At 71.4% G+C, this 21,882-nt stretch carries 12 protein-coding genes and 1 pseudogene; 5 read left to right on the top strand and 8 right to left on the bottom strand.

All coding sequences use genetic code 11. The features are described from left to right. Window positions 1-454: 454 nt before the first annotated feature. Window positions 455-1,699, bottom strand: coding sequence for a ThuA domain-containing protein (locus tag ACFY0P_RS08180; protein WP_388908587.1), 1,245 nt, complete (start codon window positions 1,697-1,699; stop codon window positions 455-457). Between the two features lie 1,117 nt (window positions 1,700-2,816). Here ACFY0P_RS08180 and ACFY0P_RS08175 point away from each other — a divergent pair. Both ACFY0P_RS08175 and ACFY0P_RS08170 read left to right on the top strand, forming a co-directional pair. Further along, on the top strand, window positions 2,817-3,539 hold the full coding sequence (locus tag ACFY0P_RS08175) for a hypothetical protein (protein ID WP_388908585.1): 723 nt from the start codon (window positions 2,817-2,819) through the stop codon (window positions 3,537-3,539). Between the two features lie 237 nt (window positions 3,540-3,776). Further along, window positions 3,777-4,721 (top strand): D-2-hydroxyacid dehydrogenase family protein, encoded by a 945-nt coding sequence (locus ACFY0P_RS08170; protein WP_388908583.1) that lies wholly within the window; start codon window positions 3,777-3,779, stop codon window positions 4,719-4,721. 197 nt (window positions 4,722-4,918) lie between these two features. Here ACFY0P_RS08170 and ACFY0P_RS08165 read toward each other — a convergent pair whose 3' ends face one another. From ACFY0P_RS08165 to ACFY0P_RS08155, 3 genes are all read right to left on the bottom strand, one after another. After that, complete coding sequence (locus ACFY0P_RS08165; protein ID WP_388908581.1) at window positions 4,919-6,541, bottom strand: serine/threonine-protein kinase; 1,623 nt, start codon at window positions 6,539-6,541, stop codon at window positions 4,919-4,921. A 43-nt stretch (window positions 6,542-6,584) separates the two neighbouring features. Continuing rightward, window positions 6,585-8,102: a hypothetical protein gene (locus tag ACFY0P_RS08160; RefSeq protein WP_388908862.1), complete on the bottom strand. Its 1,518-nt coding sequence runs from the start codon at window positions 8,100-8,102 to the stop codon at window positions 6,585-6,587. Between the two features lie 252 nt (window positions 8,103-8,354). After that, a complete protein-coding gene (locus ACFY0P_RS08155) occupies window positions 8,355-10,823 on the bottom strand; it encodes a SpoIIE family protein phosphatase (protein WP_388908579.1) in 2,469 nt (822 codons plus the stop codon). A 217-nt stretch (window positions 10,824-11,040) separates the two neighbouring features. Here ACFY0P_RS08155 and ACFY0P_RS08150 point away from each other — a divergent pair, with 217 nt between their 5' ends. Then, window positions 11,041-13,125, top strand: a complete 2,085-nt coding sequence (locus tag ACFY0P_RS08150; protein WP_388908577.1) for a SpoIIE family protein phosphatase — start codon at window positions 11,041-11,043, stop codon at window positions 13,123-13,125. A 105-nt stretch (window positions 13,126-13,230) separates the two neighbouring features. On the opposite strand, the gene ACFY0P_RS08145 is transcribed toward ACFY0P_RS08150, so the two are convergent. The 3 genes and pseudogenes from ACFY0P_RS08145 to ACFY0P_RS08135 all read right to left on the bottom strand — a co-directional run bounded on the left by ACFY0P_RS08145 (window position 13,231) and on the right by ACFY0P_RS08135 (window position 16,358). Further along, complete coding sequence (locus tag ACFY0P_RS08145) at window positions 13,231-14,892, bottom strand: hypothetical protein (protein ID WP_388908575.1); 1,662 nt, start codon at window positions 14,890-14,892, stop codon at window positions 13,231-13,233. Window positions 14,893-15,003: 111 nt separating this feature from the next. Next, a pseudogene (locus ACFY0P_RS08140) lies at window positions 15,004-15,690 on the bottom strand (polysaccharide deacetylase family protein); the annotation flags it as partial. Continuing rightward, entirely contained in the window at window positions 15,690-16,358 is a 669-nt protein-coding gene (locus tag ACFY0P_RS08135) for a glycoside hydrolase family 11 protein (protein WP_388908573.1), read from the bottom strand. The gene ACFY0P_RS08135 and the pseudogene ACFY0P_RS08140, both read right to left, overlap by 1 nt. Before the next feature lie 396 nt (window positions 16,359-16,754). Here ACFY0P_RS08135 and ACFY0P_RS08130 point away from each other — a divergent pair, with 396 nt between their 5' ends. Further along, entirely contained in the window at window positions 16,755-17,891 is a 1,137-nt protein-coding gene (locus ACFY0P_RS08130; RefSeq protein ID WP_388908860.1) for a PP2C family protein-serine/threonine phosphatase, read from the top strand. A 42-nt stretch (window positions 17,892-17,933) separates the two neighbouring features. Here ACFY0P_RS08130 and ACFY0P_RS08125 read toward each other — a convergent pair whose 3' ends face one another. Continuing rightward, window positions 17,934-19,331 carry a 2-oxoadipate dioxygenase/decarboxylase family protein gene (locus ACFY0P_RS08125; RefSeq protein WP_388908571.1) on the bottom strand — a complete coding sequence of 466 codons (1,398 nt, stop codon included), beginning with the start codon at window positions 19,329-19,331 and terminating at the stop codon, window positions 17,934-17,936. 299 nt (window positions 19,332-19,630) lie between these two features. On the opposite strand from ACFY0P_RS08125, the gene ACFY0P_RS08120 reads away from it, so the two are divergent. Then, window positions 19,631-21,808, top strand: a complete 2,178-nt coding sequence (locus ACFY0P_RS08120; protein ID WP_388908569.1) for an MMPL family transporter — start codon at window positions 19,631-19,633, stop codon at window positions 21,806-21,808. Window positions 21,809-21,882: the final 74 nt, after the last annotated feature.

Raw genomic sequence — 21,882 nt, 5'->3', positions numbered from 1 at the left:
TGCTTCGGACCGTATACCGACGTGCCGCCTGCGGAGATGCCCTTGGACCTGCAACCTAAGGTGAACGACGCTGACGCCTGACCGGTCAGTTCTGGAGAAGCCCCCGGGTGCGGCGGATCTCTGGCATGGAGTACTCATCAGGTCCCGCCGGAGAGGAACCCCGGCATGATGCGCACGGAGACGTCCGCCACCGGTACCGCCGTTGCCGACGGGAGGTACGACGGGTTCACGGACGAGGAGCGCGGCGCGATGAAGGAGCGCGCGGGAGCTGAAGGCGGCGGCCCGGCGCGGCATGCGCGCGGGCAGGGCGGCGGACGCGGTGAGCGAGGTGCTCACGAAGGTCGCAGAGCTGCCGGAGGCGGAGCGGGTCCCTGCCGAGGCACTCGTCGGGAAGGCTCCGAACTGAGCCCGGGCGGGCATGCCGTGTGATGTGCGACGGCATGCCCCCTGGGGTTCAGGACGGGAGGGTCCAGTTCTGGTTGGCGGCTCCCGAACAGGACCAGATCTGGAGCCGGGTGCCGTTGGCCGAGCTCGGGCCGGTGGCGTCGAGGCACTTGCGCGACTGCGGGTTGACCAGGGAGCCGTTCGAACCCGCCCGCCAGACCTGTGAGCCCGTTGCGTTGCAGTCGTACAGCTGCACCTTGCTGCCGTCGGCGGTACCGGCGCCGGTCACGTCCATGCACTTGCCGAGGGCGCTGAGGGTGCCGGCGCTGCCGACCGTCCAGTTCTGGGCGCTGGTGCCGTTGCAGTCGTAGAGCTGTACGGCGGTGCCGTTGGCGGTGGCGGCGCCCGCGACGTCCACGCACTTGCCGCCGTACCCGTGGATCGGGCCCGTGGTGCTCGTGGGCGGGGTGACCGGACCGGACTGGCCCGCCGCCCACCTGATCTCCTGGAGCAGGAGCTGGTTCTGCTGGGCGCTCGCGAACGTCGACGACAGCGTGGTGTTGGTCGAGTAGTCCATCGCGTTGTGGCCGAAGTTGTTGTAGACCATCTTGTAGCTGCGGTTGGACCAGACGATCGGGTAATAGCCGCTGTACCAGGTCTGGTTGGGGTCGGTGCCGATCGGGAAGGTGGACGGGGCCATCGAGGCGAGGATGTCGATGGCCGGGTTCTGCCGCAGGTCGTTCTGCCAGCTGTACCACTCGCTCACCGAGGACGTGATGGTGGACGGGAGGTTTGCGGTCGCCGGGTGCGAGGGGTCGTCGATCTGCAGGGTCTCCTGGGTGGGTCCCCAGGAGTTGCTCTTGAAGGTGCCGGTGCCGAGGAAGGTGTTGTGGTACCAGGGCCAGTCGCTGGTGTCGTCGTTGTACGCCGAGACGTGGAAGCCGATGAACCCGCCGCCGTTCGCCATGTAGGTCTGGAAGGCGGCCTGCTGGGACGCGGTGTGGGGATAGTCGTCGAGGAACATGACGACCTGGTAGCCGGCCAGGTTCGAGGCGTTGAGCCGGCTCCAGTCCGTGGTCGCGGTGTAGGTGAAGCCGTTCTGCGCGCCGGCCTGCGGGAACCAGCTGTTGGCCTCGTGGTCGAAGCTGATGTGTGCCGCGTCGTACGTGCCGTCGTAGAAGGCGATCACGTTGACCGTGGTGGCGGCGTGGGCGTCGTGGGCGGGACCGGCCTGGATGCCGAGCACGACGGCGACCAGGGCGAACAGTCTCAACAGGGTACGGGGCCAGGCGAGGTGCGGGTGGGGGGTGATCATGCGGGGGCCTTCCTCATACGTGACCGTCGGATACATATGCGGGTGAGCCGCATTGAAGGCCCGGTGCGCGTACATGTCAATGGTGCAGACCAAGTGCGGGCGCAACGTGTGGCCACCGTGTCCGTGCCGGGCCCTGGGGTACTCGGGCGGACGGCGTCACAGTCGCGAGGGTGGAAGGAGGCCGCCATGCGCCCCGGCCCGACAGGCACCGACCGGGCGGTGACCGTTCGTCGTGACCCGGGTGGTCGCCGCGAGCAAGGAGGAGGAGTCCGCGCGCTGAGCCGACGACGTCGACCGGGCCGCCGCCGGTTTCGCCGGCCACCTCGGTGCCGTACGGCTCCACGGCAGCCAGGGGCTGCACCACCTCGTCTACCGCTTCGACTCCGCCGAGCACCTCGGCGCCTGGGAGCGGTCGGAGGCGCGGAACGAGCTGCTCCGGCGCGGCAACCGCATCTCGGATCCGCGGCGGAGCCGCAGCGCCGACCTGGCGCCCTGGTTCACCCTCCAGGGGTGGGACGTCCCGCCCAAGTGGAAGCGTTTCATGACCACTCGGGCGGCCGCCTGTCCCTGCCTGCCCTTCTCACCTGGGTGATCCAGCCACGGCTGAACCGGCGGGCACGCCCCTGGCTGCTGCGGGGCGCACACCCGGCACGGACCAGGGGAACGGCACCGCCGTACGACACCTCGTCCGCGGACTGAGTCCACCGAGCGGGTTCCGCGCTTCCTCGCTGGTTCCCGTCAGCGGCCCGCGGGCCGCCTTCCCGGCCGGGCGTCCGTGTGCGGGCGGGGATCGAGCAGGCGATGAGGCTCGCGCAGCCCGAGGGCGTGCTGGGCAACACACCGACATGCAACCACAGCGGTCACCTCGGGTCCCTTGACCGGATCCGGCAGGGCACGGTGGCGCACGGGATCAGGACGGTCGTGGCCCCGGGCTGCCCGGGATGCCGTGGGGCACCGGGTGCCGGACCGTGGTGGTGACGGCTTCTCACGGTGCCTCCCTGGCGGAGCGCCCGCTCACCCCCTGCCCCTGGGGGCCGCGGCGCAGGCCCGGGCCACCGGAGGAGGCGAGAGGCCCGCCCGTCCGTCCCGCTCGCGGTTCGGCATCGCTGGAGGAGACATGACCGACCTGCTCTCAGAGGTTCTCGAGGCCCACGGCGGCACCGATCGGTGGGAGCGGCTGACGACCGTGACCGCCACGATCGTCAGCGACGGAGAGCTCTTCGCGGCCAAGGGCCTGCCCCAGGATCTCCAGCCGCGGCTGATGACCGTCAGTCTGCACAGGGAACACGCTTCGGTGCGGCCCTTCGGGGCTGCCGACCAGCGTTCGGACTTCACCCCCGGCCGCATCGCGATCGAACGCGCGGACGGCACGGTCGTGGCCGAACGCCTCGACCCCCGCGAGGCGTTCACCGGACACACCCTGGAGACCCCCTGGGATCCGCTGGACCGCGCCTACTTCAACGGGTACGCCCTGTGGACGTATCTGACCACGCCGTTCTTCACCGTGATGCGCGGCATGCGCGTGACCGAGGCCGAACCCTGGGACGAGTCGCCGACCGAGCGATGGCGCTGTCTGCGGGTCACCTTTCCCGAGGACGTCGCCAGCCACAGCACGGTCCAGGACTTCTACTTCGGGGACGACCGCCTGCTCAGGCGCCATGACTACCACGTCGACATCGCCGGAGGCTTCGCGGCCGCGCAGTACGTCCACGACATCCGGGAAGCGGACGGGATCAAGTTCCCCACCAGACGGCGCGCGTATCTGCGCCGGCCGGACGGACGGCCCGACCACGACCACGTCATGGTCAGCATCGACCTGAGCGACCTCCACTACGTCTGAACGGCACCTGGCCGTGGGCGTCCGCCGCCCTGGACCTCGGCGGTCTGCGGGACGGCGGGCCGCTGACGCGGCTCGACGGTCCGCTCAGTGCCCGGCACCTGCTGCTGGGACGTCGGCTGACGCGCCGGCTCCGCGGCTCGGCGCGGCCTGCCCCGCGGGCCACGTGCCGCACGTGATGCCTCCGGCGCCGCTCGGGTGACACCCTGAAGATCGGGGCCGAGAGCGAGAGGAATGCGGATGAGGATCGCGATCCTGGACGACTATCAGGGCGTGGCGCTGGGCCTGGCGGACTGGGATTCGCTCCGCGCCGACGTGCACGTCTTTTCCGATGCCTTCGACGGCGAAGGTGAGGCCGTGGCCGCGCTCGCCGACTACGAGGTGGTCGTGGCCATGCGCGAGCGGACTCCTTTCCCCGCGTCGACCCTGGGCAAGCTGCCGCGCCTGAGGTTGCTGGTGACCACCGGGCCGGTGAACGCCGCGATCGACGTGGACGCCGCACGCCGGCTGGGGATCACGGTCTGCGGGACCGGGTACTTCTCGTACCCGACGGCCGAACTCACCTGGGGGCTCATCCTGTCCGCGGCGCGGCTGATCCCGCAGCAGGTGGATTCGGTGCGGCGGGGCGGTTGGCAGGAGGGCCTGGGGACGAGTCTGCGGGGTGCCACGCTGGGGGTGCTGGGCCTCGGCCGGCTGGGGACGGCGGTGACGGAGGTGGGGCGCGTCTTCGGCATGCGGTGCATCGCCTGGAGCCAGCACCTGACGCCCGCGGACGCGCAGGCGAAGGGGGTGACCTACGTGGCACGGGACGAGTTGTTCGAGCGCTCCGACGTGCTGAGCGTGCACGTCGTGCTCAGCGAGCGCACCCGGGGTCTCGTCGGGGCACGCGAGCTGGGCCTCATGAAGCCGACGGCGATCCTGGTGAACACCTCACGCGGTCCCGTGGTGGACGAGGCGGCGCTGATCAGGGCACTCACCGAGGGAAGTGTCGCCTCGGCGGCGCTGGACGTCTTCGACCACGAACCCCTGCCGTCCGGCCACCCGCTGCGCTCCCTGCCGAACGCCGTGGTGACCCCCCACATCGGCTATGTCAGCCGGGACCTGTACGAGGTGTTCTACCGGGACGCGGTCGAGGACATCGCGGCCTGGCAGGCCGGGACGCCGGTGCGGACCCTCACGGGGTGAGCAGTCCGCTCTCCTTCACCGGGGCCGCACAACCGACGGGGGTCTTCCGAAGAGGCGTCGCTGGACAAGGAGCTCCGGAGGCCCGGCGCGGGCGCCGGAGGGAGCGGCTGGACGCGAAACCGAGCGGCTCGTCGCCGATCGACACCGCGCAGTGGTCCCCGTCGGGTTCGACGACCGCTCCCGGCAGCTGAGCTCGCTCAGCCGTCGTACGGCATCACCTTGACGACCTTGCCCTTGCTGTCCGTCTGGAAGTAGCCGGTCTGGCCGTACTTGTTGCTGAGGTAGACGGACATCCCGGCGGGGTCGCCGAAGGCGTTGCCCGGCAGGACGACGAGCAGGTAGCGGCTGGTCGGGTGGGGGACCTTGAGCTGCTTCGTGGCCTGGGCCAGCAGCGAGGGGACCTTGTCCCAGTCGAAGCCGTCGAGGCGGATCGGCGTCCCGTCGCCGGACAGGCTGCCCGAGATGATGTCCTTCTGCACGCCCTGGCCGGGGCGGTAGGTGTAGCTGTCGTACGCGGAGTCGCTGCCCTTCACCATCAGGTAGGCGATGACGTAGTCCGGGTACACCGTGAGCTTGCCGAAGCGGTCCCGGCCGGTCTCCTTCTCGAAGGCCGCGACGGCGGTGCGGATGCCCTGCGGGGTCAGCAGGTCGGTTGTGGCGGTCTGCCGCGTGCCCGTGGGTGAGGCGGTGCTCCCGGCCGAGGTCGAGGTCGTGGGCGCCGTGGTGCCCGAGCCCGGGGACCCGGAGGCGTCGTCGCCCGTGCCCGGCAGCAGCGTCCACGCCAGCACTCCGGCGACGGCCACGGCGGCCGTGGGCAGGAGGAGCAGCGTCCGGCGGCGGCGCGGGGCGGGCCCGGCGGACGTGGGCGCCGTGTCCTGTTGCGACGCGCTCTGCGGTGGCGCATCCTGCGGCGACGCGCTCTGCGGTGGCGCGGCCGGAGGTTGCAGGGGGAAGGACGTGGCGGACTCGGTCTGCCGGGCGGCGCGGGCCAGCATCCGGTCCAGTGCGGCGGCGTCGGGGCGGGCCGCCGGGTCGCGGACGAGGACGCGGGTGAGGACGTCCGTCAGGGGTCCGGCCTGGACCGGCGGCGGGACGTCCTCGGCGAGGACCGCGGCGAGCGTGGCGAGGGTCGTGCCGCGGCGCAGCGGATGGTGGCCCTCGACGGCGACGTACAGCATCATCGCGAGCGACCACAGGTCCGCGGCCGGCCCGCCGTCCTTTCCGGAGACGCGTTCCGGCGCCATGTAGTCCGGTGTGCCGATGACCGACCCGGTGGCGGTGAGGGCGGTGGCCTCACGGACGGCGGCGATGCCGAAGTCCGTGAGCACGGGACGGCCGTCGGGGCGCAGCAGGACGTTGGCCGGTTTCACGTCGCGGTGTTCGATGCCCGCCTCGTGGGCGGCTCGGAGCGCGGCCAGTACCTCGCGGCCGATGCGTGCGGCCTCGACCGGGTTCATGGGGCCGGCGGCGAGGCGGTCGGCCAGCGAGCCGCCGGTCACGAGTTCCATGACGATCCACGGGTAGGTCCCCGGGCCGCCGTCGACGATGTGATGGATGGTCACCACGTTGGGGTGGTCGACCCGGGCCAGTGCGCGGGCCTCCCGCAGCACCCGTTCCCGCAGCAGCCGCGCGGCCTCCGGGTCCCACTCGGCGAGCCCGGGGTCCGCCGGCCGTACCTCCTTCACGGCCACGCTGCGCCGCAGCACCAGGTCGGTGGCCCGCCACACCGTGCCCATGCCGCCGCCACCGAGCCGTGCCGCCAGCTCGAACCGCCCGTCGACGACCCGTCTCGCGGGGTCGTCCCTGCCCTCGTCGTTCATGCGCGGGAGCTTAGTTGGCCGGTCCGACAGCCTCTCACTCTGCTCAGTAACTGGACCCCAGCGTCTGGGTCGTGTAGGCGCACTCCGTGTAGATGTAGCCGTAGCGCAGCTTGGCGGTGTCGGAGCCCGGGGTGGCGGTGCTGTCGTTCTTCGGCTTGTGCACGAAGTAGGTGGTGCCGGGCGGGAGACTGATCGTGCGCTGCGGGTAGTTCTTGCCGCTGTCGCTGCACGGCTCCCAGCCGCTGATGAGCGAGCTGGCGAACGAGTACGCCTTGCAACTCCCGCAGGCCTTCAGGGTGAAGCTGCCGGTGACCGGGCCCGTGTACAGGACGGTGATGTCGTCGGGGCTGTCGTTCTTGACGGTCACGGAGATGCCGCCGCCGGAGGCGGTGGTGGGCAGCTTCTTGCCGGCCGCCGGGAGGGTCTGGGCGACCTCGGCGCCGATGGCTATCTTGCGGGCGCGGTCGCGGTTCCTGTCGTGCGGGTTGTCGGTGACGAACTGCTGCATGGTCTGCTGTGCCTGCTCGTAGTCACCGTCCTTGTACTGCTTGACGCCGCACTGGTACTCCCCCGCGTCACCGCTGCGGGCGGCCCGGCCGGCGACCTTGCCCAGACCGCCGGCCTGGGCGCTCGACCCGTTCGACAGCTGGACGATCTGCGTGTTCAGAGTGCCCAACTGCTTGACGGCGCCGCAGGGATCGTTCCCCGAGACCGCCTTCGCCGCCTTCTTCTCCGCGGCGTCCACGGCGGGTACGACCTTGGCGGCCTGACCGGAGTCGGGGAAGGTGCTCAGCAGGTCGCCGAACCGGGTGACCCAGTCGGTCCCGCCGCCGGCGAGGCCCTGCGCCCCGCACTCGTACAGCGAGGTGGCCAGCCGGTCGTCGGGCCAGTGGGCGAGCGTGCCGAGCTGGTCCTTGGGCATGGAGTCGGGCACCGTCCGCAGGAATTGGAGCGGTTCGACGGCCGAGCAGTAGTCGCGGTGGCTGTAGGCCGTCGCGACCGTCGTGTAGTAGGTCCGCAGGCGGTCGGGGACCTGGGCGGCGGCGCGGGAGCCGGAGTGGTGGACGGCGAGGTCGCGGTAGACGGCCAGGGCGTCCCGGTAGCCGGACTTGGCGGTGGCGAAGTCCTCCCCGGAGGCCGCGGTGACCTGCCGGTCGGCGCGGTCGAGACGGTCGAGGAGGGCGCGTTCGACGGCTTCCTTGTGCGCGCTGTCGTACCAGAGCGCGCCGCCCACCGGGACGGCGAGCAGGACGATGCCCAGGACGAGCGCGACGGGCCGCTGCCCGGGCCAGGCCAGGCGGGTGCGCAGACCGGCGAACCAGCCGTGGACGGCGGCCAGCAGGAGGAGAACGGCGTACAGGACGAGTGCGGTTCCGGGCACGCCGTCGGCGTCCGCGGGCAGGGCCACGAGCAGCAGGACGACGGTGGCCGCCAGGCACGCGGCCAGCGGGATCCATCTTCGCAGGAGCAGATAGCCGAGGCCGAGGCCGCTCAGGTTTAGCAGGGCGACGGCGGTGGCGCGCAGGGCGTCCGGCGGGGCGGCCGGCGGAGCCGACGGCATGGGCGGCACGAAGGGGCCGGGATTCGGGTGACCCGGGCCCGGGGCGGCCTGGCCGGGGAAACCCTGGTTCGGGAAACCGTTGGGCGGTGGTCCCTGATTCGGTGGTTCCTGGTGCGGCAGTTCCTGGTGCGGACCGTACGCGTCCCCGGACATGGCGGCTCCCCCAATTGCTGCCGAATCCTTATGAATTGACAGCGTACGGCCATACGTGCGAATTCGACAGGGTACGGGGACGGTCCGGATGCGTCCCGGTCACGCCCCGGGGATCTCCTGCTCGGCCCAGATGATCTTGCCCTCTCCGGTGTAGCGGGCGCCCCAGCGATGGGCGAGCTGGGCCACCAGGAAGAGGCCGCGACCGCCCTCGTCGGTGCTGCGGGCGTGCCGCAGGCGGGGCGCGGTGCTGCTGGCGTCGGCGACCTCGCAGGTCAGCCTGGAGTCGCGCAACAGCCGTAGCCGGATGGGCGGTTCGGCGTAGCGGATGGCGTTGGTGACCAGTTCGCTGACGATGAGTTCGGTGGTCGTCGCCAGTTCGTCATAGCCCCATGCGGCCACTTGGCGGACCGCCTCGGCACGGACGTCGGCGACGGCGGCCGGGTCGACGGGCACGTCCCAGGAGACGACATGGCCGGCGCCCAGGGCATGGGTGCGGGCCAGCAGCAGGGCGATGTCGTCGGGCTGGGGAACGGGGACCAGCTGCTGCACGGCCGACGTGCACAGCGTGTCCAGGTCGGCGCCGGGGCTGGCCAGCGCGCCGCGCAGACGGGCCATGCCCAGTTCGACGTCCTGGTCGGCGCCCTCGATGAGGCCGTCGGTGTAGAGGCCGAACAGGCTGCCCTCGGCGAGTTCGATCTCGGTGGCCTCGAAGGCCATGCCGCCGAGCCCGAGCGGCGGTCCGGCGGGGATCTCGGGGAAGTGGACGTGCCCGTCGGGTGACACGACGACCGGCGGCGGGTGTCCGGCCCGGGCCATCGCGCACCGCCGGGTCACCGGGTCGTAGACGGCGTACAGGCAGGTCGCACCGAGGAACGTGTCCGCGCTGCCTTCCACCACCGCGCCCGCGTTCTCCTCGTCCCCCAGCCGCAGCACGAGGTCGTCGAGGTGGGCCAGGAGTTCGTCGGGGGGCATGTCCATGTCGGCGAGGGTCTGCACTGCGGTGCGCAGCCGGCCCATGCTCGCCGCCGCGGTGAGGCCGTGGCCGACCACGTCGCCGACGACGAGGCCGACCCGGGCGCCGGACAGCGGGATCACGTCGAACCAGTCGCCGCCGACGCCGTCCGTCGCGTCGGCCGGCAGGTAGGAGGAGGCCACCTCAAGGGCCGTGCCGCCGGTCAGGACCTGGGGCAGCAGGCTGCGTTGGAGGGTGACGGCCGCCGTGTGCTCCCTGGTGTAGCGGCGGGCGTTGTCGACGCAGACGGCGGCGCGCGCGACCAGTTCCTGGGCGAGCAGGACGTCGTCGGGTGCGAAGGAGAGCGGGTTGAGCGAGCGGGCGAACGTGGTGAGGCCCAGGACGGTGTTGCGCGCCCGCATCGGGACCGAGATCAGGGTGTGCAGTCCGAACTCCCGGATGCGGGCCGTGCGCGCGGGCTGGTGGGTGACCCACAGATGGTCCTCGGGGTCGAGTTCGGGGATGAGGACCGGCTCGCCGCTGACGAGCAGGTCCACGCCGTGCGGCGGGGGCAGGAAGTCGACCGGGTCGCCGATCCGCGCCACGGCCTCCGGACTGCCCTCGCGGACGCTCCTCAGCGCGGCACGCCGCATCACCGGCCGGACGGGCGCCGGACCCGCGTCGGTCAGCCAGGTGCCGTGCCCCTCGGTGCTGAGGACCGGTTCCAGAAGGTCGACGATGACGAAGTCGGCGAAGCGGGGGACGGCGAAGTCGGCGAGTTCCTGGGCGGTGCGCAGCACGTCGAGCGTGGTGCCGATACGGGTGCCGGCCTCGTTGACCAGCGACAGGAGCTGCCGGGTGTTCCAGCGTTCGGTGACGTCGGAGACCAGGTAGCAGACGCCGGTCACGGAGTCGTCGGGGTCGACGAGAGGGAAGAACGACGTCGAGTAGGCGCGCTGGCGGTGCGGATCGGACCAGCTCCAGCCGAGGTACTCGTAGTCGGTGACCGGCTCCCGGGTCGCCAGCACCTTGCGCATCAGGCCTTCGAGGGTGCTTCCCTGCAGGCCGGGCAGCAGTTCGCTCAGCCGCCGGCCCAGGCGCTGCTCGCGGGGGACCCCGCCGAACTGCTCCAGGGTGTCGTTCAGCCAGACGTACCGCAGGTCCAGGTCCATCACGGCCATGCCGATGGGTGACCGGGTGAGGAACCCGTCGAGGACGGACTGGCCCACCGTCCACTGCGGGCGCTGCTCCCGCGCCGAGACCAGGAAGCACTCGGCGCCGTCGATCCGGAAGGACGCGGAGACCCTCAGGTCGACGACGACACTGTGGCCGTCGAGGTGGCGTACCGCGACGAGGCCGCTCCATCCCATACCGGAGCGGCAGCGCTCGGCGACACCGGCGGCACGGGCCGGGTCGACGCGCATGGCGAGCAGCCGCGCCGCGGGGCGGCCCAGCACCGCGGCGGCCGGACGGCCGAGGAGGGTCTCGGCGCCACGGGTCCAGCCGATCACGTCGCCCTCGGCCGACAGCACCGCCGCAGCGTCACTGGAGGCGTCCAGGAGGTCGTGCGGCCGCAGGGTGGTCGGCACGTCGCAATCTTCTCGCGGAGAATCCATTGACTACATCCTGTACGTTCCCCGATGTTCCTGCTTGTCCACCCGATGCGCAGGGCTCCGACGAGGCCGGGACGGACGGCCGGACACGGTGCGTGAGGCCGGGCGCGGATCGGGTACTCGGCCTGGAGTTGGGGCGAGCCGCGGGCCGGGGGCAGCATGGAAGGGCCGTAGCAGCGGCATCGGCATCGGCCCGGCGGCCGGTGGAGGTGGTTGAGGGATGGCTGTGGGTTCCCTGCGGTCCGGTGACGCCGACGGCAGCGGCGGTGAGGAGTACGGCTCCGGCCTACCGCGTCCGACCGGTCTGCTGGACGTGCTGAGCGTGGCCGCGGTGGCGCTGGACTCGCAGGGCCGGATCGTGTTCTGGACCCCGCAGGCCGAGGAGCTCTTCGGCTACACGTCCGAGGAGGCCCTCTGCAAGAACGCGGCGCGGCTGCTCGTTCAGCCGGAGCATCTGAAGGCCGCGGTGAAGGTCTTCATGGACGTGCTGGAGACCGGGCACAGCTGGGCCGGCGCCTTCCCGGTCCGGCACAAGGACGGCGGCAGCCGGCTGATGGAGTTCCGCACCATGCGGCTGCTGGACGACCTCGGCGACGTCTACGCCCTCGGGATCGTCGCCGACCACACGCTGCTCCAGCGGCTGGAGACCGACCTGGCGCTGTGCGAGCGCCTGATCAGCCAGTCCCCGATCGGCCTGGCCCTGCTCGACCCCGATCTGCGCTATCTCCTGGTGAACCCGGCGCTGGAGCGGATCGACGGCGTCCCCGCCGAGGAGCACATCGGCCGCCATCTGCGGGAGACGCTGCCGCTGCCCGACATCGACACCGTGGAGTCGGCGCTGCGCCAGGTGCTCACCACGGGCACGCCGCTGCTCGACCAGTACCACGTGGGCCGTCCGCCGGCCGATCCGGAGCAGGAGCACGCCTGGTCGCTGTCGTTCTACCGGCTCGAGGACCCCGGTGGCCGGGTCCTGGGCGCCGCGATCTCGGTGGTCGACGTGACCGAACGGCACCGCGCGGCCGCCGAGGCCGACCGGGCCCGGCGCCGTCTCGCCCTGATCGCCGACGCCTCGGCCCGGGTGGGCACCTCGCTGGAGGTGGAACGCACGGCGCACGAGCTGGCCGAGATCGCCACCCCGGTGCTGGCGGACGTGGTCGCGGTGGACGTCCTGGACGCGGCGCTGGCCCTGCGCCGCTCGCGCCGCCCCGACAACGGCCCGGAGCTGTTCCGCGCCCTCGCCCTCAAGGCCGCCCATCCCACGATCGCCCTGCAGGCCGCCGACACGCCCGGTGACCTCGCCTCCTACGACGGCGACCGGCTGGTCACGCTGTGCGTGCACACCGCCCGCCCGGTGCTGGTCCCGCGGGTCGGCAAGCGCGACCTGCCGCGCATCGCCCGCAACCCGGAGGCCGGCGCCCTGCTGGAGGAGGCGGGCGTGCACTCGTATCTCGCGGTGCCGCTGATCGCGCACGGTGAGGTGCTCGGCGCACTCGACCTCAAGCGGACCCGCAATCCGCTCCCCTTCGACGAGGACGACGTCGTCCTCGCCACCGAACTGGCCGGGCGGGCGGCCGTGGCCATCGACAATGCCCGCTGGTTCCAGAGCGTCCGCAACACCGCCCTCACCCTCCAGCGCAGCCTCCTGCCCGACCACCCGCCCGAGCACACCGGCCTGGAACTGGCCTCCCGCTACGAACCGGCCCAGGCGACGAGCGAGGTGGGCGGCGACTGGTACGACGTGATCCCGCTGTCGGGCGACCGGACCGCGCTGGTCGTCGGCGACGTGATGGGCAACGGCATCGACGCGGCCGCCACCATGGGCCGGCTGCGCACCGCCACCTGCGCCTACGCGGACCTGGAGCTGCCGCCGGACGCGGTGCTCCGGCACCTCGACCGGATCACCTGCGATCTGGAGCACTACATCGTGACCTGTCTGTACGCGGTGTACGACCCGCGCACCAGGAGCTGCGAGATCGCCAACGCGGGTCACATGCCGCCCGCGTTGGTGCACTCCGACCGGCCGCCGGCCCTGCTGCAGCTGCCGACGGCCGCCCCGCTCGGGGTCGGCGGCATTCCCTTCGAGACCACGACCGTCACCTTCGACCCGGGTGACCTGCTGGTCCTGTACACCGACGGCCTGGTCGAGACCCGCCGCCACCCCATCGACGACCGCCTCGACGTCCTCCTCGGCTTCCTCGACGAGCCCCACCGTCCCCTGGAAGAAACCTGCGACCTTCTCCTGCACGGCCTCCGCCATCCCGACGACCACGACGACGTGGCACTGCTGGTGGCGCGAGCCCTGTGAAGCGTCCCGAATTCAGCGTCCCGAATTCAGCGCCCCATAGGGGCGCGGGGAACTGCGCGACCAGCCCCCGCGGCGCCGCGGACACACGACGGCGCATCGCACCGCTCAATCCGAGGCACAGCACTCTGTCCGGCAGAAGCACGACGCCGTGATCGGCACGTCCGCCACAGCCGCCGCCAGCCTCAGCTGCTGGCCCACGATCCGCGCCTCACCCTCCCGGCCGAGCCGCCGGAGGCACTCGTGGAAGCCGTGCAACGCCCACACGTTCCCCGGATGCTGCAACGGCCGGGGCAGCGTGTCGTCCAGGCCGAGGTCGGCGCGGTAGACCGCCTCGGCCTCGGCGATCCGGCCGCGTTCGAGGAGCAGGGCGCCGTAGGCGTGCCGGGTGGGCTGCATCCAGCCCCACGGTTCGTCGTACGGGAGGTGGTCGTCCAGGTCGATCGACCGGCGCAGCTCGGCGAAGGCCGTGCCGAAGTCGCCCTTGCGGTAGGCGAGTTCGCCTTCGAGCATAGCCGAGGCGATCGCCAGGATGTCGACGCAGGTGTTGTTGAACAGCATGCGGCTCTCCGGGACCGCGGCGGCCGCGTCCCGGAAGCGGGCCCGGTCGGCCTCGGCTTCGCGGGTCCGGCCGGTCGACGCGTGCGCGACACCGCGCGCGTAGTGCAGCATCGCGGTGGTCACGCAGTACAGCAGGGGGTCGGCGGGCAGCGGCAGGCGCAGGATGTCGTCCCAGCGGCCGAAGCGGATCAGCACGTGCACCCGCATCGCCAGGAAGCCCTCCAGCCAGTCGGCCATCGGCGGGCTCTGCACCCGCAGCAGCTCTTCCGGTACGGCGGCTTCGAGCCGATCGGCCGTGGCGAGCGCGTCCTGGAGGCGGCCCAGGAACATCGCGCCGTAGATCCCGAAGTGCAGGTTGTGGCAGCGGTAGAGGGTGTAGAAGTTCATCGCGCCGGCCCGGGTGTGGTACTTCTCGTCGGCGGCGACGGCCGCGGCGTTGTCCGAGACGACGCGCCGGTAGTCGCCGCAGAGCACTTCCAGGTGCGAGGGCATGTGCTGGAGGTGCCCGGCGTCGGGCACGAGGTCGCGCAGCCGGTCGGCGACCGGCAGGGCGGCCTCGGGCGTGGGCGACATCTCCATCAGGTGGATGTAGAGGTGCAGCAGCCCCGGGTGGCCGGCGCCGGCCGCGGTCCCGAGGGCCCGCTCCAGGACCGCCTTGGCTTCCTCCGTGCGGGCCCCGTCGGCGGGTCGGCCGCTGCGGATGTCCCAGAGCTGCCAGGGGGTGAGGTTCATCAGGGCGTCCGCGTAGAGGGTCGCCACGTCGAGGTCGTCGGGCGCCAGTTCGTACGCGGTGCGCAGGCTGTCGGCGTAGGCGGTGTTCCACACCGAGCAGGCCGCCGCGTCCGGGGCCGCGGCCTGCGGGTACCGGGCGCGCAGGGCCTCGATCAGGGCGCGTTCGACGGGAGTCGCGTGCGCGGCCTTGGCGTGGGCGCGTTCCACGGCGGTGTGCGTCCGCTCCACGGTGCGTGCCAGGTCGTCCCGGTCGAAGAACTCCCAGGGTTTGTTGTAGTTGGGGCCAAGGGCGTAGGCGACGCCCCAGTCGGCCATGGCACAGTCCTGGTCCGCCGCGCCGGCCGCCTCGAAACAGCGGACGGCCTCCTCGTGGTTGAAGGCGTAGGTCCAGTTCAGGCCCCGGTCGAACCAGGTCTGTGCTGCGGCGGACGAAGTCGTCACGCGCCGGCCGTGACTGCCCAGGTCGTAGTAGTCCACGGTGGCGAACCTATCCACGTGAGCCGGGCGGGCGATTCACGTTCATCCGAAGTCGTGAGAGTGGCGCGGCGGTTGACGGGCCGCCGCGCCATCCTTGTCACCGCTGTCTCAGGGCGCGACCGCGCGTCCGGTCTGCGGGGAGATGCGCCCGGAGCACAGCCCCTTGGCCGCGAGGGTCTGTGCGATGCGCGGGATCGCGGCCAGGGTGTTGGCCGGCCACTCGTGCATGAGGATGATCTGGCCGCCGGTGAGCCGGGAGACGGCCTGCACGATCGCGTCGGTGCTCGCGCCGTTCCAGTCCTGCGAGTCGACGTCCCAGATGATCTCGGTGAGCCCGTACTTGGCCTCGACCGCCCGCACGGTGGCGTTGGTCTCGCCGTACGGCGGCCGGAACAGGACCGGTGTCCCGCCGCCGGCGGCCGCGATGGCCGTCTGGGTGCGGGAGATCTCCGAGTCGATCTGCGCCTGCGTCTCCTGGGTCAGGTGCGGGTGGGTGTAGCTGTGGTTGCCGACCCACATACCTGCGCTGACCTGGGCCTTGACCTGGGCCGGATAGGCGGCCGCGTACTGGCCCTCGTTGAACATGGTGGCCCGCAGCCCGTTCGCCTTCAGGGCGCTGAGCAGGCCCGGGGTGTGGGCGCTGGACGGCCCGTCGTCGAAGGTGAGGCCGACGTAGCCGGCGCAGGTGGCGGAGTGGGCCGGGGCGGCGCCGACGGCGAGGGAGCCCGCGGCGGCCAGCGCGACCGCGGCGGCGGTCGCGACCAGGGGACGTAAGGAGCGGTCCGCGGTGGCACTCATCAGGCCACCGTGATGTTCGCGCTGCCGCTGCTCTGATAGCCCTCCGTCGCGAGGATCTGGTAGTAGCTGAAGCTGCCGAGGGACATGCCGGCCCTGGCCCAGGCGTCGAAGTGGTTGCCGGTGGTGATGGTGCCGCCGGTCCGCTTGGACTGCCGGACGCTCCAGTACTGGTTGAAGGTCTTGGTGCCCTCGACGGACGGGGCGTTGTACCGCGTCGTCAGGTAGATGTCGTAGGTGCCGCCGTCGCTGGTGACGCTGCCCTTGTACGTTCCGGTGGGCCGGTAGGTGCCCCAGTTGTCGACGATGTAGTACTCGACGAGCGGGTTCGAGGTCCAGCCGTAGAGGGACAGGTAGCCGTTGCCGGAGGGGCTGAAGCTGCCCGAGTAGGTCACGTTCCGGCGGGCGCCGGTGCTCCAGCCCTTGCCGCAGACGAAGTTGCCGGTGTTGCGCCAGCTGGTGCTGTAGTTGCCGCCGGAGCCGAGGGTCATGGAGACCGTGCCCTGCGCGTCGGTCCAGAACGAGTAGTAGTAGCCGTTGTTGGTGCCGGTCTGGTTCGTGGTGACGACCGTGGCGGCCCGGGCGGTGCCGGGCAGGGCCAGTCCGGCGGCGGCGCCCAGCAGCAGGGCGCCGGCGCTCCTGCGGCTCAGGGCGTGGTCGAGCGGGTTCATGGGATGCCTCCTCGTAGGGCCTGTGCGGGTGTGGCCTGGTGGGAGTTTTGGTCTGCCCATGCCACCTGTCAACGGTTTCGGTAATTATTTCGAAACCTTCGGAGGGCTCGATGAATTGTTTTCCCAGCTCACACAGCCATCGGACGAATCGGAGATCATAGGCACCGAAGGACGAGCATCATAAGATCCATTGTCGGGCACTCTGATTACCGAATGTTTCGACGCGTGGCTCGAATGCTTCTGTTCCGCACACCGGAACATGCCGCTGGGTGGAGCAATCACCGGCGCGCCGGGCGACGGCCCGGGAGGCTGGGTGTCTTGTCTAGATTCGTATGCCAGGAGTCCCGGGTGAGGCACGACGGTCCCAACCCACCACTGCCCGCGCCCCCCGCGTGGATGCGCTGGCTGCCGGTCCTGTACGTGGCCGCCGTACTGCTGATCGAACCGGTCACCCCGGTGGAGTGGCCGGTGAGTTTCGTCCTGATCGCCCTGCCCCTGGTGACCGCCTTCGCACACCCGCCCGTCGTCGTCGCCGTCGCCACCGCCTTCGCCATCGCCCTCGAACTCTTACTGGCCGGAACCGCATGCTGTGCCGGACGCACCGTCGGCTACCTCTGGGAACGGCACTATGTGGCCGCCTACGCGTGTACGGCCCTGGTGGGCGCCCTGGGCACGATTCTGGCGGCGCACCGGACCCGCCGGGAACGCACCCTGGCCGACGTCCGGTTCGTGGCCGAGACCGCGCAACGCGTCCTGCTCAGACCGGTCCCGCACCGGATCGGGGACCTGCTGCTGGAGAGCTTCTACCTGTCCGCCGCCGCGGAGGCGCGCATCGGCGGCGACCTCTTCGAGGCGGTCCCCACCGCGTACGGGGTACGGCTGCTCATCGGGGACGTGCGCGGCAAGGGGCTGCTCGCGGTGGAGACCGCGGCGGCGATGCTGGGCGCGTTCCGGGAGGCCGCGCACGACGAACCCGACCTGCGTGCGCTGGTGGAGCGGGTGGACATCAGCATGACCCGCCGGGCCGACCGGCTGGGCGGCACCGAACTCGGTGAACGGTTCGTCACCGCCGTCTTCGCCGAGATCCCCGGGAACGAGAGGATCGTACGCGTCCTCAACTGCGGCCATCCGCCGCCGCTGCTCATCCGCCCCGGCGAGGTGACCGAGCTGGACCGGGGGCAGCCCGGTCCGCCGCTGAACCTCGGGATGCTCGTCGGGGATCCCTACCGCGTCGAAACCTACCCCTTCGGCCCCGGCGACCAGTTGCTGCTCTACACGGACGGGGTCACGGAGACCCGGGATCCGGCCGGCTCCTTCTACCCGCTGCTCCAGCGGCTGCGTTCGTGGGGGCCGATGCCGCCCCCGGAACTGCTGGATCGGCTCCATCAGGACCTGCTGGACTACAGCCACGACCAGTTGCAGGACGACACGGCCGCGCTCACCGCCTTCCTGCTGCCCGAGGGAACGGCCGAGGCGACCGGCGGCGGCCAGGACGACACGGTGACCGGGGAGTTCGGCGAGCCGCTGCCGTGACGCAGGGCAGCCGGTCACCCTGGTCCGCCAGGGAGTGGGGGGTCAGCGGACGGAGTCGGTGAGGCCGAGGGCCCGGGCGGCTCGGGCCAGGGAGCGGTTCTGCTGCTGCTCGTAGAGGGCGAAGGGGTCGAGGACCTCCCGGCCGATGGCGCCGGAGAGCCGGTCGGCATCGTAGGCGGTGCCCTGCAGGTCGTTGTCGCGGGTGCCCTCGCCGCTGAGGTTGGACTGGAAGATGCCGGCGGCGGAGCGGGGCAGGAAGTCCTCGTAGACGATCGGTTCGGCGCGTACCCAGCCCTGCCGTACCAGTTCGGCGACACCGGTGGGGGGTGTCCGGCCGTCGAGCGGCCGGTCGTCGGCGACCCGGTAGGTGAAGTACGCCAGTCCCTGGGCCGCCAGTTCCTCCTCGCTGCCGGGCAGGTGCCGCTCCCAGACGGCGCGTGCGATGTCGCCGCGCGCCGCCGTGGGGTGCTGGGCCGCCTGCTCGTCGACGAGGCCGAGGAGTTCGTCGTACAGCGCTCGCCCCGCCCGGGTGAGGGCGATGCCGCGGGCCTCGACCTCGCCGAAGCGCACCCGCAGGGCGCCGCTGACGACGGTGCCGTCCTCGGTGCGCATCGCGCGGGGTTCGGCCAGGGCGCGGAAGGAGGTCTGGCGGAGCAGGACGTCGGGGCCCTTCCAGGCCGGCGGCCCCTGGATGGTGTCGATCATCTCGATGCCGCGGTCGGTCATCCGGCGGTACAGCTCGTCGATGTCCAGGACGCGCGGGGTGAGGTGGTTGACGTGGGTGCTGCGGACGCCGCCGATGTCGGCGGCCACGGCGGAGACCCGCTCCAGGGTCCGGTACCAGGCACGGTCCACCGGTTCCGTCGACAACTCGAAGGCCCGCACGGCCAGTCGGAGAAAGCGCTCGGCATCGTCCGCCGGCAGCCCGCGGTCGGCCGCGGCGCGGTCGGCCAGCGTGAGCAGCTCCGGCCGGAAGAGTTCGCGGGCGGCGAGGAAGGACTCCAGGCGGGCGCGCAGGTCCGCGTCGAAGAAGCGGGGGTCGGCCGGGGTGAGGAGGGAGGTGAACACCCGGAAGGGGTTGCGGGCGAGTTCCTCGCCGTCGACCGGCCGGAAGGCGGTGGAGACGACGGGGACGGCGCTGGCCGCGGCCTCCCGCAAATCGTAGAAGCCGACCGGGTGCATGCCGAGGGCGCCGAAGACGCGGGCGACCTGCTGCAGTTCGCGGGGGGTGCCGACGCGGATGGCGCCGTGCCGCTCGGCGGTGACCCTGCCGATGGAGCCGAGGCGTTCGGCGTCGGCCCCGCGGGCGCGCAGCACGTCCTCGTTGACCTCGCGGGAGACGTCCACCAACGTCGTGTAGGCGGGCACCTCCTGCCCGTACATCCGCGACAGCCGCGCCGCGAACGCGGCCCGCAGCTGCCATTGACCGATCGTCGGCATGGTTCGGCCTTTCGGTGACGGGCGACGGTGCGGCGATCACTTCTTCGATGGTCGCGGACCGGACCGCCGCCGTACAGATGACAGGGCCGCCTGCGGGCGCCGGGAAAGGCGCAGTCCGGAAAGGCGCAGTTACACGCGCCACGAAAAACCCATTGGACCGATCTTCACAGCTGATCCCTAACATATGGCGTCAAGACAACCAAGCGGCCGGCTCGTCGGATGCGTGCCGGTCGGGGTCGCCGATGCCAGGGTCCGCTCCCCGGGCTGCGGTGATCTTCCTACCCAGGAGGACCTTCCGCATGTTCCGACGAATTGGCAGTGCCGTCGTCCGACATCCAGTCTGGACGATCGTGGCATGGCTGATCGCGGCGGTGGCGATCGTCGCCACCGCCCCGAGCCTGCCCTCGAACAGCGACGAGAGCAGCTTCCTGCCCAAGAGTTACGAGTCCATCAAAGCAGCCGATCTCCAGGCGAAGGCGTTCCCCAGCGCCTTCACCCCGTCCGCGATCGCGCTGTACCAGCGCACCGACGGCGGCAAGCTCACCGCCGAGGACAAGAAGGACGTCGCCCGGTTCGCCACCGAACTGGGCGGCAAGCACATCGACCAGGTCCAGAAGGTCGTCCCCGGCCAGCCGTCGAAGGACGGCAGGTACGACCTGATCCTGGTGCAGATGGACAGCAAGAACGCCGGTCAGCCCGTGCAGGCGGACGCGGCCAAGGTGTTGCGCGACGACGTCAAGCAACTGGCCAAGGGCACGAACCTGGAGGTCAGGCTGGGCGGTTCGGCCGCGCAGGCCCTCGACCAGCAGGACTCGTCCAAACGCGGCGAGGCGCTGATCGGCATCGGCACCTTCGTGATCATCCTGGTGACCCTGCTGATCATCTTCCGGGCGCCGATCCTGGCCTTCCTGCCCCTGGTGGTCATCGGCGTGGTGTCCGCCATCGCCAACGGGCTGATCGCGTACGCCACCAAACTGTTCGGCCTGCAGGCCAACAGTTCCGTGTCCTCGATCCTGATCGTCGTGCTGTTCGGCGTGGGCACGGACTACTTCCTGTTCCTGATGTTCCGGTACCGCGAACGCCTGCGCGCGGGTGACGAACCCAAGGAGGCCATGGTCAACGCGGTCGGGCGGGTCGGTGAGGCGATCGCCTCGGCGGCCGGCGCGGTCATCATCGCCTTCCTCGCGCTGGTGCTCTCCACGCTGGGCTTCCTGAAACAGATGGGCCCGGCGCTGGCCATCGCGGTCTCCGTCACCCTGATCGCGGGGCTGACGCTGATCCCGGCCGTGGTCTCGCTCATCGGGCCGAAGGTGTTCTGGCCGTCCAAGTCCTGGCAGCAGGAGCCGGCGAACGCCCGTTTCGCGGCCCTGGGCCGTGGTGTGCAGCGCCGCCCGGGGCTGACCGCGGCGGTCTCCGGACTGGTCCTGGTCGTGCTGTCGCTGGGCACGCTGGGCTTCCACGCCACGTTCGACCTGGCCTCGGGCTCAATGCCCAAGACCAAGGAGTCCATGGTCGTCCAGGACCGGATGCAGAACGCGTACTCCGCCGGTGCCGCCGCGCCCACCGACGTCTACCTCTCCAGCAGCGACGGCAAGCCGCTGGACACGTCCTCCTTCGACGCGTACGCGCGGAAGCTCGGGGCCGTGGACGGTGTCGCGAGCGCCCGGATGGCGCAGGTCAACAAGGCCGGTACCACGGCGGACTTCACGGTCACCCTCAAGTACGAGGCGTCCACCGACAAGGCCATAGACGCCGTGGGCCGGGTGCGTGACGTCGCGCACGCCGCCGCTCCCGAGGGGACCGAGGCGCTCGTCGGCGGTATGTCCTCGATCTACAAGGACATCGACTCCGCGGTCAACCACGACTACCGGACGGTGTTCCCCGTCGCCGCCCTGCTGATCATGGTGATCCTGGGGCTGCTGCTGCGCAGCGTGGTCGCTCCCTGGTACCTGATCGCCTCGGTCGGGCTCGGCTTCGGCGCGACGCTCGGCGCCACGGTCTGGATCTTCCAGGAGGCGCAGAACAAGCCGGGTCTGATGTTCATGCTGCCGGTGATCATGTATCTCTTCGTGGTCGCCATCGGCACGGACTACAACATCCTCATGATCGCCCGGCTCCGTGAGGAGGCCCGCGAGGGCCGGGAGCCGCGCGAGGCGGCCGGCATGGCGCTGCGGCACGCCGGGCCGACGGTGGCCGCGGCCGGCTTCATCCTCGCGGCGACCTTCGCCACGATGATGCTGGCGGGCAACGCGCTGCTCACGGAGATGGGTTTCGCGGTCTCCTTCGGCATCGCGGTGGCCGCCTTCGTCATGGCGATGTTCTTCACCCCGAGCCTCACGGCGCTGATCGGCCACGCGGCCTGGTGGCCGGGTCACGCCGACCGGGCGGAACCGGCGGCGATCCCGGGCCAGGCGGACGGCGATGCCACGCCGGCGACCGGGGAGGACCGGAACGCTCCGGCGGGGCGTCGCGGATAGAGGCGCGATTCCGGTCGCGTACGGCTGGGGTCCGGGGGAAGCTGTAAGGCTGACCCCGGTTCCCACCCCAGACG

This window comes from Streptomyces sp. NPDC001714, assembly GCF_042892755.1.
Taxonomy (GTDB): domain Bacteria; phylum Actinomycetota; class Actinomycetes; order Streptomycetales; family Streptomycetaceae; genus Streptomyces.
The sequence above is the reverse complement of the archived record's forward strand: the minus strand, read 5'-3'. Positions and strand labels throughout refer to the sequence as shown.